The organism is Pedococcus sp. 5OH_020, assembly GCF_027812955.1.
Lineage (GTDB): Bacteria > Actinomycetota > Actinomycetes > Actinomycetales > Dermatophilaceae > Pedococcus.
In genome coordinates this window covers 67,448-81,857 of sequence record NZ_JAPYZV010000004.1, presented here as the reverse complement: position 1 = coordinate 81,857, position 14,410 = coordinate 67,448, and the positions used below count along the sequence as shown (strand labels likewise).

Sequence of the window (14,410 nt, the reverse complement as noted above, 5' to 3'; positions counted from 1 at the left end):
GTGCTGAGCTGAGCGTTTCCGGCGGTGACGGCGCGCGTCAGGCCGAGCGCTTGCGGGTGCGCTTCGGCTCCTCGTCGCGGCGCACGATCGTGGGGAGCACGTTGTCCTTCACGACCTCGCGGGTGACCACGACGCGGGAGATGCCGTCGTCGCTCGGCACGTCGAACATGACCGGCATGAGCACCTCCTCCATGATCGCGCGCAGCCCGCGAGCCCCGGTGCCGCGGTTGAGCGCCTGGTCGGCGATCGCCTCCAGCGCATCCTGCGTGAACTCCAGCTCGACCCCGTCGATCTCGAACATCTTCTTGTACTGCTTGACCAGGGCGTTGCGCGGCTCGGACAGGATGGTGACGAGCGACTGGCGGTCCAGCGGGCTGACGGTCGTGATGACGGGGAGCCGGCCGATGAACTCGGGGATCAGCCCGAACTTCATGAGGTCCTCGGGCATCACCTCGTGGATCGAGTCCGCGAGGTCCTTCGGGGTGTGCAGCTCGGAGCCGAAGCCGAGGCCCTTCTTGCCGTTGCGCGACTCGATGAGCTTCTCGAGACCGGCGAACGCGCCTCCGACGATGAACAGGACGTTCGTCGTGTCGATCTGGATGAACTCCTGGTGCGGGTGCTTGCGCCCGCCCTGCGGCGGCACGCTCGCGGTCGTGCCTTCGAGGATCTTCAGCAGGGCCTGCTGCACGCCCTCCCCCGAGACGTCGCGGGTGATCGAGGGGTTCTCGCTCTTGCGGGCGATCTTGTCGACCTCGTCGATGTAGATGATCCCGGTCTCGGCCTTCTTGACGTCGTAGTCGGCGGCCTGGATGAGCTTGAGGAGGATGTTCTCCACGTCCTCCCCCACGTAGCCGGCTTCCGTCAACGCGGTGGCGTCGGCGATCGCGAACGGCACGTTGAGCATCCGCGCGAGCGTCTGGGCGAGGTAGGTCTTGCCACAGCCCGTCGGGCCGATGAGCAGGATGTTGGACTTCGCGATGTCGACGGACTCGGCGTCCTTCTTCCCGGTCGCCTCGCCCGCCTGGATGCGCTTGTAGTGGTTGTAGACGGCTACTGCGAGGGCTCGCTTGGCGACGTCCTGGCCGATGACGTAGTTCTCCAGGAAGTCGAAGATGTCGCGCGGCTTGGGCAGCTCGTCGAGCCCGAGCTCGGAGGACTCGGCGAGCTCCTCCTCGATGATCTCGTTGCACAGGTCGATGCACTCGTCGCAGATGTAGACACCCGGACCGGCGATGAGCTTCTTGACCTGCTTCTGGCTCTTGCCGCAGAACGAGCACTTCAGCAGGTCGCCGCTCTCTCCCATGCGTGCCACGCGAAGTCCTCCGTCTTCCTGTGCCGTGCTGGCCATCCGGAACAGCAACGCTCCGACGCTACAGCGCGGGGCGCGTCCTTGGCTCCATTGAAACCGTCGAGTCGGCAGTTCGTCGCCCTTGTCCGCTCAGGGCGGACAAGGGCGACGGGGTGCCGGTGGCGGCCGGTTCGGGTGCCGGGCGCAGTGCGGGGTCAGTCCTCCGCGGAGGCCTTGCGCGAGGCGAGCACCTCGTCGATGAGGCCGTACTCCTTGGCCTCCGCCGCCGACAGGATCTTGTCGCGCTCGATGTCGTTGCGGACCTGCTCCGGGGTGCGCCCCGAGTGCTCGGCCCACGTGTCCTCCAGCCAGCTCCGCATCCGCAGCACCTCGTTCGCCTGGATCTCGATGTCCGAGGCTTGGCCGTAGTCACCGCCGGCCAGGGCCGGCTGGTGGATGAGGATCCGCGAGTTCGGCAGCGCGAAGCGCTTGCCCTTGGCGCCGGCGGAGAGCAGCACGGCCGCCGCCGAGGCAGCCTGCCCCACCACGAACGTCTGCACGTCCGGGCGGATGTACTGCATGGTGTCGTAGATCGCCGTCATCGCCGTGAACGAGCCGCCGGGGCTGTTGATGTACATCAGGATGTCGCGGTCCGGGTCCTGCGACTCCAGCACGATGAGCTGGGCGATGACGTCGTCCGCGGAGGCGTCGTCCACCTGCACGCCGAGGAAGATGATGCGGTCCTCGAAGAGCTTGGTATAGGGGTCGAGCCGCTTCATGCCGTAGGAGGTGCGCTCCTCGAACTGCGGGAGGATGTAGCGGCTGGCCGGGCTGTAGACCGCCGGGACCTGGAGTCCGGCGCCCCGGGGGTTGGCCTTGAAGTTCATCTGTCGATCCCTCACTTGTCCCCGGTGACCGGGTTGTCGTCGTCGGCGCCAGTGCGTCCACCGGCCTGCGCGGCGCTGCTGAACACGTGGTCGACGAAGCCGTAGTCGCGGGCCTCCTCGGCACTGAACCACCGGTCGCGGTCGGAGTCCTTCTCGATCTGCTCGAGCGGCTGGCCCGTGTGCTGCGCGATCAGCTCGGCCATCTGCTTCTTCACGAAGAGCATCTGCTCGGCCTGGATCTTGATGTCGGAGGCCGTGCCGCCGATGCCACCGGAGGGCTGGTGCATCATCACGCGGGCGTGCGGAGTCGCGTACCGCTTGCCGTGGGTGCCGGCGGAGAGCAGGAACTGGCCCATCGAGGCCGCCATCCCCATGGCCACCGTCGCCACGTCGTTCGGGATCCACTTCATCGTGTCGTAGATCGCCATGCCGGCGGAGATGGACCCGCCCGGCGAGTTGATGTACAGCCAGATGTCCTTGCCGGGGTCCTCGGCGGCGAGCAGCAGCAGCTGTGCGCAGATCGCGTTGGCGTTGTCGTCGCGGACGTCGGATCCCAGGAAGATGATCCGCTCCTTGAGGAGACGGTTGTAAATGTGGTCGTCGAGACCACCCTGCGGCCGCTCGTCGGCGGCGACGATCTCTTGTGGCGTGCTCACCATGTCTCCATCGCTAGAGGTTCGTGCTTGTCAGTGACCCTAACGCGGAGGTGGCGGCCCGAAGTCCCCGACCAGGGCCGTGTTCGCCCTGAGCGCAGCGGCGGCTCCCAGGCGTCGACGTGGGTCAGGAGCGCGCCGCGGCCTCCGCCGGCACCGGGCTGCGCGCGGGCTCGCGGGTGGCCGGGATGACGAGCAGGGCCAGCAGCACCATGACCGTGACGGCCAGGAGTGCCTTGAGCACGGTGAAGTGGTCGCCGAGGAAGCCGAGCAGCGGCGGTCCGGCGATGAACGCGGTGTAGCCGACCGTGGCCACGACCGACATCCGCGCGGCCGCGCGCGCCGGGTCGTCCGCCGAGGCACTCATGCCCACGGGGAACCCCAGCGACGCGCCCACGCCCCAGACGGCCGTCCCGAGGTAGGCGAGCCACGCGGGCCCGAAGATGACCATCAGGGAGCCGGCAGCGGCCATCGCGAAGGTGCCCCGGAGCACCGGCACCCGCCCGTAGCGGTCGAGGAGCCCCGTGCCGACCAGCCGGCCCACCGTCATGAACGACAGGAAGGAGGCGAAGGCGAGGACCCCGGCCCAGGCGGGGAGCCCGTGGCCCTCGACGAACCCTACGGCCACCCAGTCGTTCGCCGTCCCCTCGGTGAAGGCGGCCGCGAGCACGACGAGACCGATCATCAGGGTCCGGGGCTCCAGCCAGGCGGACCGCGGGCGAGCAGCGTCCCCCGGCGTCGCGGTCTGCGCGGTGGTCGGTCCCGAGACCTCGACGTCGCGCGGCAGGAAGGACCGGAGCGCCCACAGCCCCAGCGCCCCGGACACGACCACCGCCCCGGCGAGGTGCGCCAGCAGGGGAACGCCGCCCCACGACATGACAGCCCCGACGAGCGCGCTCAGCACGGTGCCGCCGGAGAAGGCGGCGTGGAACCGCGGCATGACCGTCTTACCGAGCAGCCGCTCGACAGCCGCGCCCTCGAGGTTCATGGCGACGTCCCACAGGCCGACGCCCATGCCGAGGAAGTACAGGCCGGCGGCCATCACCCAGCGGGACTGCGCGACATCGACGGCCCACGCGACCACGAGCAGCGCGGCGAAGCTCACGGCCATGCCGGTCAGAATGGTGCGCGCCGCGCCGATCCGGGCCGCCACCCGGCCTGCCGACGGCAGCGCAGTCAGGGAACCGGCCGACGCGGCGAAGAGGGTCAGCCCGAGCTGCCCGGCGCTGAGCCCGAGCTCTGCCTTGCTGTCCGCGATCCGGGAGGCGAAGGCCGCGAACGCCACGCCTGCCAGTGCGAAGACGACGAAGACGGCGTTGCGGGCGGCGAGGACCTGCTGGCGGTCGGCGGCGGGGGTCTGGCTCGGCACGGGCGTCGGTCTCGGTTCCTTGGTATGGGTCGAATCGATTCGATAGTCTCCCCTCATGGCAGGGACGCGTCAAACCCGCGTCACCCTTCGGGCAGTGGCGCAGGCAGCAGGGGTGTCGACCTCGACCGCCTCCCTCGCGTTCAGCGGCAAAGGCCCAGTGGCGCAGGAGACGGTGGGGAGGGTGCTGGCGGCAGCGCAGCGCCTCGGGTATGCCGGCCCTGACCCGTTGGCGTCATCACTGCGTCAGGGCAGGTCCGGGGTGGTTGGGGTCGTGGTGGAGGGCAGGCTGCTGCACGCCTTCCGCGACCCGTTCGCCGTGAGCGTGCTGGACGGACTCTCGCAGGTCCTCGACGAGATCCCGGCCGGGATGCTGCTCATCGCTCAGTCCGCGGGCAGCCCTGAGCGCGTGCTGCCGCACCTGTCCGCGTCAGCCCTTGACGCGGTGGCCTTCCTGCTCTGCGGGCCCAGGGAGAACCCTGCCGTGGACCACCTTGCGGCGCGCGGCATCCCCATGCTGGCCGACGGCTCCCCGGCGGACCCCCGGGTGGTGAACCTCGGCGTGGACAACCGCGGGGCCAGCGCGGCCGTGAGCCGCTACCTGCAGGGGCTCGGCCATCGCCGCGTGGCACACCTGCTCATGCCGCTGGGGCCGGAGGGCACCACCGGCCCCGTTACCCCCAGCCAGCTGGACGCGGCGGTGTTCCTCGACAGCCGCGACCGGGCCCTCGGGTTCCGCGACGTCTTCGGCAAGCACCAGCTGATGGTTCAGACCTCTCTGCCCGACGTGGAGCAGGGCGCCACAGCGGCTCGGCTGCTGCTCGACCACGGCGGCGAGCGCCCCACCGCGATCGTGGCGCAGTCCGACCTGCTCGCCATGGGAGTGGTCCGGGCCGCGGGCGACCTGGGGCTACGGGTGCCGCAGGACCTCAGCGTGACGGGTTTCGACGGGGTGGAGCTGCCATGGTTTCCCGGCGTCCTGACGACGATGGACCAGCACGGTGAGGCCAAGGGCCGCCGGCTCGGAGCGCTGCTACGAGAGCTGCTGGAAGGGCGCAGGCCCGCCGACGAGGAGCAGGGCACGGACCTGCGAGTGGGGACGACCACCGCGGCCGTACGGTGACGCTCTGCCGTCGTCAGCCCCCCGTGCGCTCCCTCAGCTCCCGAGCGCGGCGGAGGGTGCGGTCGCGGACCGGCGCTGTTGCTCCAGCCCGGCAGGGACGGCGGGTTCGGCCACGAGGTGCACGGTCAGGTAGTGGCCGCTGCTGTCCACGGTCAGGGCACCTTCGAACTCCATGAGTGAGTCCGTGGCGCCGACATGGTGGGCCTCCCACTGGTGGTGCGCCGCGAGGCGGCTCCACAGGCTCTGGACCCCCATCCCCGCCTCCCAGGGCAGGACGCCGTCCGTGCAGCGGCACAGCCCGATGACGAGCTGGTCCGGGTCCTGCGTGGTCCCCAGCTCGACCTCGGCGAAGAGGCCACTGGCGACCAGGCCGTGCGACAGGGTCTGCTCCACCATCGCCACGTCCTGCGACGCCGCAGGCCGCGAGCTCTCCTGCACCGCCCTACGCAGGCGGTGGAATGACGTGATGTCCATGGCTCATGATCGGGCTCAGGGCCCGGATGCGGGTCACCCTTATGACGTACGCCGCGCCCCCCGTTGGGGTGCGCGGCATACGTTTGGCCGTGCTGACCGTGCTCAGTCGTGGTCGTGGCCCGCGTGCTCGTCCTCGGCGCCTCCGACGAGCTCGGACGCGATGTCCGTCGCCGTCACGTCGTTGAGGTCGATCTCGGTGCCCTGGGTGTCGACCACCCGCGCCTGCTCGAGGACCGCGGCCAACGCCTTGCGGCGGGCCACCTCGGCCACCATCGCCGGAACCTGTCCCTGCTGGTCGATGGCCTGGGCGAACTGGTTGGCGTCCATGCCGTACTGCTGGGCCGACATGACGAGGTACTCGATGAGCTCGGGCTGCTCGACCTTCACCTCGGTCTTCTCGGCGATGGCGTCGAGCAGGAACTGAGCACGCAGCGCCTTGCGCGTGCTCTCGTCAACCTCTGCACGGTGCTCGTCGTCCTCGAGCCGGTTCTCGCCCTCGAGGTGGGCGTGGACCTCGGCCTCGACGACGCTGTCCGGCACGGGGATGTCGACCGTCTCCAGGAGGTGCTCGAGCACCTTGTCGCGAGCCTGGACGCCCTGCTCGAACCTCTTGGCGCGCTCTGCCTGCTTGGTGACGTCCTCGCGGAGCTCGCGCAGCGTGTCGAACTCGGAGGCGAGCTGGGCGAAGTCGTCGTCGAGGGCCGGAAGCTCGCGCTCCTTCACCGACTGCACCGTCACGGTGACGTCGGCCTCCTCGCCCTCGTGGTCGCCGCCGGCCAGTGGCGCGGTGAAGCGCTTGGTCTCCTGCGCCGACATGCCGACCAGCGCCTCGTCGAGACCGTCGAGCATGTTCGCCGACCCCACCTCGTACGACACACCGGTGACGGAGTCGATCTGCTCCTCACCGATCCGGGCGTCGAGGTCGATGGACACGAAGTCACCGGTCTGCACCGGACGCTCGACGCCCTTGAGCGTGCCGAACCGCTCCTGCAGCGAGACGAGGCGCTCCTCCACGTCCTCGGGGGACGCCTTGGCCTCGTCGACCTCGACCGTGATGGTGCTGAAGTCCTCGGGCAGGGTGACCTCCGGGCGGACGTCCACCTCCACCGTGAACTTCAGCTCCTGGCCCTCCTCCGCTGGCACCTCCGTCACGTCGACCTCGGGCTGGCCGATCGGCCGCACGTGGTTCTCCTCCACGGCCTGGCCGTAGAACTGCGGCAGGGCCTCGTTGACGGCCTCCTGCAGCACCGCTCCCCGGCCGACGCGCTGGTCGATGATGCGGCTGGGGACCTTTCCCTTGCGGAAGCCCGGCACCTGGATCTGGTTGCCGATCGTCGCGTATGCCGCGTCGAGGCTCGGCTTGAGCTCCTCGAAGGGGACCTCGACGGTCAGCTTGACCCGGGTCGGGTTGAGGGTCTCGACGGCACTCTTCACTGCGGGAACTCCAGGATCGTTGGGAGGGACGGTGGAACGGCTAACGCCGAAGGCCCCGTGGAGGGCCGAGCCGGCGACCGGGCCCAGGGCCAATCGTAGCCGTTGGGGACAGGCGCCCCGAACTCGAGCCGGGCCCATCCCGGCGACAGCCAGCGGCCTTGCGTCCGCACGTCACTGCAGCCCCGCGGGACACATCTGCGGGCCGTTTACCCATGACATCCGTCATGACTTTTCGTCAAGGCTTTTCCGCGCCTCTGCCAATTCTTCGCATAAGGGCCCGAAGTGGGACGAAAAGTATTGCTGACCAGCGGCTCTTTCCGATGTTCTTCGACCGCGGGCGGCACCGGCCCCCCGTTTTCCACCGGTCAGGAGACACTACGCATGCGCAAGCAGATCCTCTCCGTCGCGCTCGCTGCCTCGGCATCCCTGGGGCTCGTCACGACAGCGGTCACCACCGCATCCGCATCGCCCTCACCCCGCGCCCACGCAGCGCGTCTGTGTGCGACTCCGTCCTCGCCCGAGGTCGCGGCCTGCAGGTCGCTCAAGCTGGTCGACGACAGCGGCCGCGCCGTGAACCCGGCCGGCCAGCCCGTCTCGCCCCACGCGATCTCCGGCAAGACGCCCTCCGACATCCAGGACGCCTACAAGGTGGCCCGGCTGTCCTCCGGTGGACGCACCGTCGCCATCGTCGACGCCTACGGCTACCCCAACGCCGAGCGCGACCTCGGCGTGTACCGGTCGCAGTGGGGACTTCCGGCCTGCACGACGGCCAACGGCTGCCTGCGGATCGTGAACCAGAGCGGCGGCACCGCCCTGCCTCGGTTCGACGTGGGCTGGGCCGGGGAGCAGGCGCTGGACCTCGATGCGGTCTCCGCCACCTGCCCTGACTGCAAGATCCTTCTCGTCCAGGCCTCCAGCGCCAGCATCGCCAACCTCGGGGCCGGCGTGAACACCGCTGCCAGCCAGCCCGGGGTCGTGGCCATCTCCAACAGCTACGGCGGCGGCGACCTGTCGGACAGTACCTACGGGAGCTACTACAACCACCCCGGGTTCGCGGTGACCGCCTCCACCGGAGACAACGGCTACCAGGGCGGCAGCTTCCCCGCGTCCTCGCACTACGTCACCGCCGTCGGCGGCACTTCGCTCGTCAGGGACTCCAACAGCCGCGGCTGGTCGGAGTCGGTCTGGAACGGCGCAGGGTCCGGGTGCACCACCCTGAACGCCGCCCCGACCGGCCAGACCGCCGCCATGACCAGCTGCTCCGGGCGGGCCATGGCGGACGTCTCGGCTGTCGCCGACCCCAACACCGGCCTCGCGACGTACGCGCCGACCACCAAGACGTCCTCGTCCTGGGCGCAGTACGGCGGGACCAGCCTGTCGGCGCCGATCGTGGCAGCCGTCTACGCCCTCAGCGGCAACACGGCCGGCTACGCGAACACCCTCCCGTACGCCGCCAGCGGCGGCCTGTTCGACGTCACGTCGGGCAGCAACGGCACGTGCGCCTCGTGGTGTACCGCGAAGTCGGGCTGGGACGGGCCCACCGGCCTGGGCACGCCCAACGGCACGAGCGCGTTCTGACGTCCACCTCCTGACGCCTGCCGTCAGGGAGACCCCGCTTCACCACGGCGGCCCCGGACCTCGGTACGGGGCCGCCGTCGTGCGCGGCGCCCTAGGTTGGGGGGATGGACCCCACGACGCCCGCTGCCCAGCCTCTCGAGTTCGATGTCGTGGTGGTGGGGGCCGGCCCGGTCGGGGAGAACGCGGCCGACCGCGCGCGCAAGGCCGGACTGAGCGTGGCGATCATCGAGAAGCACCTCGTCGGCGGCGAGTGCAGCTTCTATGCCTGCTCCCCCACCAAGGCCCTGCTCCGGCCGATCCACGCCACGAGGGCGTCCCAACGGGTCCAGGGCTCCGTGGGAGCAACGGTGGACCCGGTCGGGGTCCTGGACCGCCGCGACACGTGGATCAACGGGCTGGACGACAGCGGCCAGGTCGGGTGGCTGGACCACGTCGGGATCACGCTGCTGCGCGGCACCGCACGCCTGCTCGGCGAGCGCCTGGTGGAGGTCGACGGCCGTCGGGTCGCCGCCCGGCACGCCGTCGTGCTGGCAACGGGCAGCGAGCCGTTCGTCCCTGACACCCCGGGCCTGCGCGAGGCCGAGCCGTGGACCAACCGCGAGGCGGCCACCACCCGTCGCATCCCCGAGCGGCTGGGGGTCATCGGCGGCGGGGTGGTGGCATGCGAGATGGCACAGGTGTTCGCGGCGCTCGGGTCCGAGGTGACCGTGCTCGTACGGGCCGACGGCCTGCTCTCCCGCAACGAGGAGTTCGCCGGCCAGGCCGTCGCCAAGGCGCTGCGTCGCGACGGGGTGGACCTACGCACCGGGGCCCAGGTGACGCGGGTGTCTCGCGATGGCGCGGTCGGCGTCACCCTGGAGCTGGCCGACGCCTCGACCGTGGTCGTCGACGAGCTGCTCGTGGCGACGGGCCGCGACCCCGGGACCGGCAGGCTAGGCCTGGAGTCGGTCGGGGGCCGGACCGACGACCGAGGGTACGTCGTGGTGAACGACGACATGGAGGTGCAGGGACCGTCCGGGGACACTCCCTGGCTGTACGCCGTCGGGGACGTCAACGGCCAGGCGCTGCTCACCCACATGGGCAAGTACCAGGCGAGGGCCTGTGGGGACCGCGTCGGGGCGCGGGCGAAGGGCGCAGCGATGGACGGCGAACGGATGCGGCCCTGGGCCACCGCCCTCGGGCCTCCGCAGGTGGTCTTCACCGACCCCGAGATCGCCTCCACCGGCCTCACCGAGCAGCAGGCCCGGGACCGTGGGCTCACCGTAAGGGTGGTGGACATCCCGATGGACGCCGCGGCTGGACCAGGCCTTCAGGCCGAGGGCTACCAGGGTCAGGCGCGCATCGTCGTGGACGAGGACGCGGGGGTGCTGGTGGGCGCCACCTTCGTCGGCCAGGACGTCGCCGACCTCCTGCATCCGGCCACGGTCGCCATCGTGGGGAAGGTTCCCCTGGCCACCCTGTGGCACGCGGTGCCGTCATACCCGACGATGAGCGAGATCTGGCTGCGGCTGCTCGAGGAGTACGGGCTCTGAGCCGTGAGAGCCCCCTGCCTGCTTGGTCTCTCGTCGGGGTAGCCGGATTTGAACCGGCGGCCTTCCGCTCCCAAAGCGGACGCGCTACCAACCTGCGCCATACCCCGCGGACGGCGAGCCGATTTCGGCCCACGCGATCGCGGGCATTAGGCTAGCCCCTCGGATCGGCCGCCCCGACAAGGGGCATCACCGACCCACGCGGGTGTAGCTCAATGGTAGAGCCCTAGTCTTCCAAACTAGCTACGCGAGTTCGATTCTCGTCACCCGCTCGGAAAGGGCCCCGCACCTCTCGGTGCGGGGCTTCGTTCGTCGTCCGGCGTAGTCGTGAGCTGCGCCCGGAGCTCGCTCACCCGACGCCCGGCGGCCAGGCCCTTGGCCTCGAAGCCGTCCCGCGGTCGCCAGGGGGGTCGCTCCCCCCCGGTGACGGTGAACCGCCCGTCCGCCGTGAGCACCGACCTGGCGTGCGCGGCATACCGGTCATGGTCCGTGGCGACGAGGAGGTGCCCGCCGCGCTCCAGGCTCGAGGCGAGCAGGTCGACGGTGTGCGGGGCAAGGAACCGCCGCTTGCTGTGCTTGGCCTTCGGCCACGGGTCGGGGAAGAACAGGTGCACCGCGCGCAGGGACGCGGGCGCGATGCGGTCCTGCAGCAGCTGGACGGCGTCGCCGCGGTGCATCCAGAGGTTGGAGAGCCCCCGGCGTTGCGCTTCCGCCAGCATCCGCGCCAACGCAGGGGTGAAGACGTCCACGGCGAGGACGTCGTGCTGTGGATGGGCGCAGGCATAGGCGATGGCTGCGGCGCCGTGGCCGCAGCCGACCTCCAGCACCACGGGCGCCCGGCGCCCGAAGGCCACCGCCGGGTCGAGCGGCCCGTCGGGGATGCTGTGACGAGGGCCAAGGGTCTCCAGGCGCTCGACCGTCAGGGGCGACAGCCGGCCTCGCCGGGCGTTGTACGAGCGCACCTGGCCCTTGAACTGCGCCTCCACGCCCACCGGCCAAGGGTATGCGGCGCTGCGGCTGAGGGTCGATGCCACATCCCGTGGATAACACGTCATTATGTGACCCATAATGTGTGTATGCGCATCTCCCGCTTCCCGAACATCGTCGACGACATCTCGGTGCGTCTCGTCGCCGCCGTGGTGCTCGTGGTGGCCGTCGTGGCGCTGGCCGCGCACCAGTGGTGGCTGTACCCGGTGCTGGCAGTGGACTTCCTGCTGCGCAGCGGCTGGGGGCCGTCCGCCAGTCCCTTCGCTCTCCTCGTGCAGCGCTTCGTCCGTCCTCGGCTGAACGTCGGGCCCAGGTACACCGCAGGCCCGCCGAAGCGGTTCGCGTCCGCCGTCGGCGCGGCGCTCACGGTCGTCGCGACGGCGCTCTGGCTCCTGGGGACGAGCACTCCGGTGCTGGTGATCGCAGTGGTGATGGTCGTGTTCCCGGCCCTGGAGTCGCTCGCCGGCATCTGCGTCGGCTGCATCGTGTTCGGCTGGCTGATGCGCCTGGGCGTCATCTCGGAGTCGATCTGCGTCGAGTGCGCCGACATCGGCCGGCGGACCGCGACCCGGCAGACGGCGAGCTAGCCGGAAGCAGCGGGCAACGCCGGACCAGCGCGGTACGGCAGCTCAGCTAGGTACGCCAGATCAGGACGGCGGCACGGTCGTCGGTCTCACCGGCCCGCGCGGCCGCGCACATCTTCGCGGCCATGCCCTCGAAGCCACGGCCGATCATCTGCTCAGCCGTCCCGAGCATGCGGTCGATGCCGTCACGCAGGTCGCGGTTGCGCACCTCGATGACACCGTCGGTGTAGAGCAGCAGAGCATCCCCGCGCCCCAGCCGCCCACGCATCCGGGGAAAGGCCAGGCCCTCCGTCACGCCCAGCACTGGTCCTTCGTCTCCCTCGAGCACCTCCCACCGCCCCGACCCGGCCGCGAACCGGACGGCCGGCGGGTGCCCGGCCGACCCCAGGCTGAACTCTCCGCTGTCGAGGTCGATCATCGCGTGGGCCGCGGTGGCGAACCCCTCGTCCCAGTGCTGTCGCAGCAGGTACGAGTTCGCCGCGGGGAGGAAGCGGTCCACGGCCATCGACCCCAGCAGCCCACCGAAGGCACCGGACAGGAGCAGGGACCGCGTACCGGCCGCGATCCCCTTGCCAGACACGTCCACCAGGGCAACCTCGAGGATGTCGTCCGACCTGCTGGTGACGAGGAAGTCTCCCGAGAACGAGTCTCCGTACGCCGACAGCACCGCCAGCTCTGCGCCCCAGCCCCTGGGTAGCTCGGGGAGCTCCCCCTGGGTACGCAGCCGGTCGCGGAGGTCGACCAGCATGGTCTCGCCGAGGTTGCCCTGGACGCCGAGCCGGGCGCGGGAGGCGGCGACCCAGAACATGATGATCATCACGATGACGAGCACGCCGTATGCCGCGTACAGCGCAGGCATCCTGTCACGGTCCACCACGACGTACGCCGCGGCGATGAGGATGCAGGCGTCCAGCGCCGCCAGGATCCGCGGTGGCAGGAACAGGCCGGCCAGCACCGCGACGGGGATGAACGCGGAGAACGGCACCCACAGCGGCCACTGCACCATCGCCCAGCAGAGCGCCGTGTTCACGGCGATGATGCCCGCCACGGTGGTCGGCAGGGTCCACCGGGTCCAGCGCGTCCGCGACCGCTGGACGCGGGTCATCAGGGAGCGGCGGGAGAACACCGTCCTGTCGACGATCACGTGGCCAGATCCTTCGGCATGGTGGGAGCACGGCACCCGTGCGTCTGCTGGACGGGTGTCTACTGGACGGGTCGCCCCCTTTGCGACCTCCGTTCAGCGTAGTGCTCGCGCTGGACGGGAAAAGGGATTTCCCGCATCACGGGAGGTCGGGCAGCCGACCCTCCTGCTCGTAGCTCTCGACCATGCTGATCCTGCGCTGGTGTCGCGGCGCGCGGGAGAACGGCGTCTCCAGGAAGGCGGCCACCATCTCCCTGGCGTCCTGCACGGAGGTCATCCGGGCGCCGATGGAGATGACCTGCGCGTTGTTGTGCTCACGGGCGAGTGAGGCCAGCTCGACGTTGTAGCACAGGGCGGCCCGGATGCCCTTCACCTTGTTGGCTGCCATCTGCTCACCGTTGCCCGAGCCGCCCAGCACGACGCCGAGGGACTCCGGGTCCGCCGCCACGGCCTCCGCGGCCCGGAGCACGAAAACCGGGTAGTCGTCCTCGGCGTCCAGCACGTGCGGTCCGTGGTTCGTCACGTCGTGCCCCTGCGCCTCGAGGAAGGAGACCAGCTCGCCCAACAGGTCGTAGGCGGCGTGGTCGCCGCCGATGTGAACGCGCATGCGTCGGGCTCCTTGGGCTGTCGCGGTCAGTCGAAGATCGGGCCGACGGTGCGGCTGCGCTTCAGCTCGAAGAACCCGGGCGTCCCGGCGACGAGGACGCAGCCGTCCCAGAGCTTTCCGGCTGCCTCACCCTTGGGGGCCGGGCTGACGACCGGCCCGAAGAAGGCCTGGCCGTTGACGGCGATCACGGGGGTGCCCACCTCGTCGCCGACGAGGTCGATGGCGCGCTGGTGGCTGGCGCGCAGGAGGTCGTCGTGGTCGTCGAGCTCGAGGAACCTGGCCAGGTCCGCGTCGAGCCCCACCTCGTCGAGGGCGCCCGCGACGACTGTGGCGAGGTCCCTCTCACCACCGAGGTGGATCCGGGTGCCCATCGCGTCGTAGAGCGGCTTCACCACCTTGTCGCCGTACTGCTCGGCTGCGGCCACGACCACGCGCACCGGTCCCCACCCCCGGTCCATGAGCTCGCGGTACTGCTCGGGCAGCTCCCGACCCTCGTTGAGGACGGACAGGCTCATCACGGACCATGTCACGTCCACGGGCCTGACCTTCTCGACCTCCATCATCCAGCGCGACGTCATCCACGCCCAGGGACACAACGGGTCGAACCAGAACTCTGCGCGGGAACGGGACTCTTCGGGTGCTGTCGGGCTCACGTCACCAATCCTGCCACTGCCCTCGCCGAGGCGGCCAACCAGTCGGCTGGTCGGTGGGTCGTGCGAGGATTTGCGCAGAACCGACTCGACCTCACCCAGGAGAGCT

The 14,410-nt window shown here is 70.3% G+C and carries 14 protein-coding genes and 2 tRNA genes; 5 read left to right on the top strand and 11 right to left on the bottom strand.

What is annotated here, in order from left to right:
• Positions 1-37 precede the first annotated feature (37 nt).
• From clpX to PHA84_RS08165, 4 genes are all read right to left on the bottom strand, one after another.
• Entirely contained in the window at positions 38-1,312 is a 1,275-nt protein-coding gene (gene clpX, locus PHA84_RS08180) for an ATP-dependent Clp protease ATP-binding subunit ClpX (RefSeq protein ID WP_270887607.1), read from the bottom strand.
• Between the two features lie 191 nt (positions 1,313-1,503).
• Complete coding sequence (locus tag PHA84_RS08175) at positions 1,504-2,175, bottom strand: ATP-dependent Clp protease proteolytic subunit (RefSeq protein WP_270887606.1); 672 nt, start codon at positions 2,173-2,175, stop codon at positions 1,504-1,506.
• Between the two features lie 11 nt (positions 2,176-2,186).
• A complete protein-coding gene (locus PHA84_RS08170) occupies positions 2,187-2,834 on the bottom strand; it encodes an ATP-dependent Clp protease proteolytic subunit (protein WP_442952856.1) in 648 nt (215 codons plus the stop codon).
• Positions 2,835-2,955: 121 nt separating this feature from the next.
• Positions 2,956-4,197: an MFS transporter gene (locus tag PHA84_RS08165; protein ID WP_270887604.1), complete on the bottom strand. Its 1,242-nt coding sequence runs from the start codon at positions 4,195-4,197 to the stop codon at positions 2,956-2,958.
• 55 nt (positions 4,198-4,252) lie between these two features.
• Here PHA84_RS08165 and PHA84_RS08160 point away from each other — a divergent pair, with 55 nt between their 5' ends.
• Positions 4,253-5,317, top strand: a complete 1,065-nt coding sequence (locus tag PHA84_RS08160) for a LacI family DNA-binding transcriptional regulator (RefSeq protein ID WP_270887603.1) — start codon at positions 4,253-4,255, stop codon at positions 5,315-5,317.
• Between the two features lie 33 nt (positions 5,318-5,350).
• Here the strand turns inward: PHA84_RS08160 and PHA84_RS08155 are convergent, their stop codons facing one another.
• Positions 5,351-5,791: a hypothetical protein gene (locus PHA84_RS08155; protein WP_270887602.1), complete on the bottom strand. Its 441-nt coding sequence runs from the start codon at positions 5,789-5,791 to the stop codon at positions 5,351-5,353.
• Positions 5,792-5,893: 102 nt separating this feature from the next.
• Positions 5,894-7,225: a trigger factor gene (tig, locus tag PHA84_RS08150; protein ID WP_270887601.1), complete on the bottom strand. Its 1,332-nt coding sequence runs from the start codon at positions 7,223-7,225 to the stop codon at positions 5,894-5,896.
• A 381-nt stretch (positions 7,226-7,606) separates the two neighbouring features.
• Here tig and PHA84_RS08145 point away from each other — a divergent pair, with 381 nt between their 5' ends.
• Positions 7,607-8,803, top strand: a complete 1,197-nt coding sequence (locus tag PHA84_RS08145; RefSeq protein WP_270887600.1) for a S53 family peptidase — start codon at positions 7,607-7,609, stop codon at positions 8,801-8,803.
• A gap of 104 nt (positions 8,804-8,907) precedes the next feature.
• Entirely contained in the window at positions 8,908-10,335 is a 1,428-nt protein-coding gene (locus tag PHA84_RS08140) for a dihydrolipoyl dehydrogenase family protein (RefSeq protein WP_270887599.1), read from the top strand.
• Positions 10,336-10,368: 33 nt separating this feature from the next.
• Here PHA84_RS08140 and PHA84_RS08135 read toward each other — a convergent pair.
• Positions 10,369-10,442, bottom strand: a tRNA-Pro gene (locus PHA84_RS08135).
• A 91-nt stretch (positions 10,443-10,533) separates the two neighbouring features.
• Here PHA84_RS08135 and PHA84_RS08130 point away from each other — a divergent pair.
• Positions 10,534-10,604, top strand: a tRNA-Gly gene (locus tag PHA84_RS08130).
• Here PHA84_RS08130 and trmB read toward each other — a convergent pair.
• Complete coding sequence (gene trmB / locus PHA84_RS08125; RefSeq protein WP_270887598.1) at positions 10,596-11,366, bottom strand: tRNA (guanosine(46)-N7)-methyltransferase TrmB; 771 nt, start codon at positions 11,364-11,366, stop codon at positions 10,596-10,598. The genes PHA84_RS08130 and trmB overlap by 9 nt on opposite strands.
• Before the next feature lie 42 nt (positions 11,367-11,408).
• Here trmB and PHA84_RS08120 point away from each other — a divergent pair, with 42 nt between their 5' ends.
• A complete protein-coding gene (locus PHA84_RS08120) occupies positions 11,409-11,906 on the top strand; it encodes a DUF4395 domain-containing protein (protein ID WP_270887597.1) in 498 nt (165 codons plus the stop codon).
• Between the two features lie 46 nt (positions 11,907-11,952).
• Here the strand turns inward: PHA84_RS08120 and PHA84_RS08115 are convergent, their stop codons facing one another.
• The 3 genes from PHA84_RS08115 to PHA84_RS08105 all read right to left on the bottom strand — a co-directional run bounded on the left by PHA84_RS08115 (position 11,953) and on the right by PHA84_RS08105 (position 14,304).
• Complete coding sequence (locus PHA84_RS08115) at positions 11,953-13,047, bottom strand: PP2C family protein-serine/threonine phosphatase (RefSeq protein ID WP_270887596.1); 1,095 nt, start codon at positions 13,045-13,047, stop codon at positions 11,953-11,955.
• 136 nt (positions 13,048-13,183) lie between these two features.
• Positions 13,184-13,651 carry a ribose-5-phosphate isomerase gene (locus PHA84_RS08110; protein ID WP_270887595.1) on the bottom strand — a complete coding sequence of 156 codons (468 nt, stop codon included), beginning with the start codon at positions 13,649-13,651 and terminating at the stop codon, positions 13,184-13,186.
• A 26-nt stretch (positions 13,652-13,677) separates the two neighbouring features.
• Positions 13,678-14,304, bottom strand: coding sequence for a mycothiol-dependent nitroreductase Rv2466c family protein (locus PHA84_RS08105; protein ID WP_442952855.1), 627 nt, complete (start codon positions 14,302-14,304; stop codon positions 13,678-13,680).
• Between the last annotated feature and the right edge of the window lie 106 nt (positions 14,305-14,410).

Bases quoted from the DNA above. Each gene is read 5' to 3' on its own strand.
- PHA84_RS08175 (WP_270887606.1), bottom strand. From the start codon at position 2,175: ATGAACTTCAAGGCCAACCCCCGGGGCGCCGGACTCCAGGTCCCGGCG.
- PHA84_RS08170 (WP_442952856.1), bottom strand. From the start codon at position 2,834: ATGGTGAGCACGCCACAAGAGATCGTCGCCGCCGACGAGCGGCCGCAG.
- PHA84_RS08160 (WP_270887603.1), top strand. From the start codon at position 4,253: ATGGCAGGGACGCGTCAAACCCGCGTCACCCTTCGGGCAGTGGCGCAG.
- PHA84_RS08155 (WP_270887602.1), bottom strand. From the start codon at position 5,791: ATGGACATCACGTCATTCCACCGCCTGCGTAGGGCGGTGCAGGAGAGC.
- PHA84_RS08145 (WP_270887600.1), top strand. From the start codon at position 7,607: ATGCGCAAGCAGATCCTCTCCGTCGCGCTCGCTGCCTCGGCATCCCTG.
- PHA84_RS08140 (WP_270887599.1), top strand. From the start codon at position 8,908: ATGGACCCCACGACGCCCGCTGCCCAGCCTCTCGAGTTCGATGTCGTG.
- PHA84_RS08120 (WP_270887597.1), top strand. From the start codon at position 11,409: ATGCGCATCTCCCGCTTCCCGAACATCGTCGACGACATCTCGGTGCGT.
- PHA84_RS08110 (WP_270887595.1), bottom strand. From the start codon at position 13,651: ATGCGCGTTCACATCGGCGGCGACCACGCCGCCTACGACCTGTTGGGC.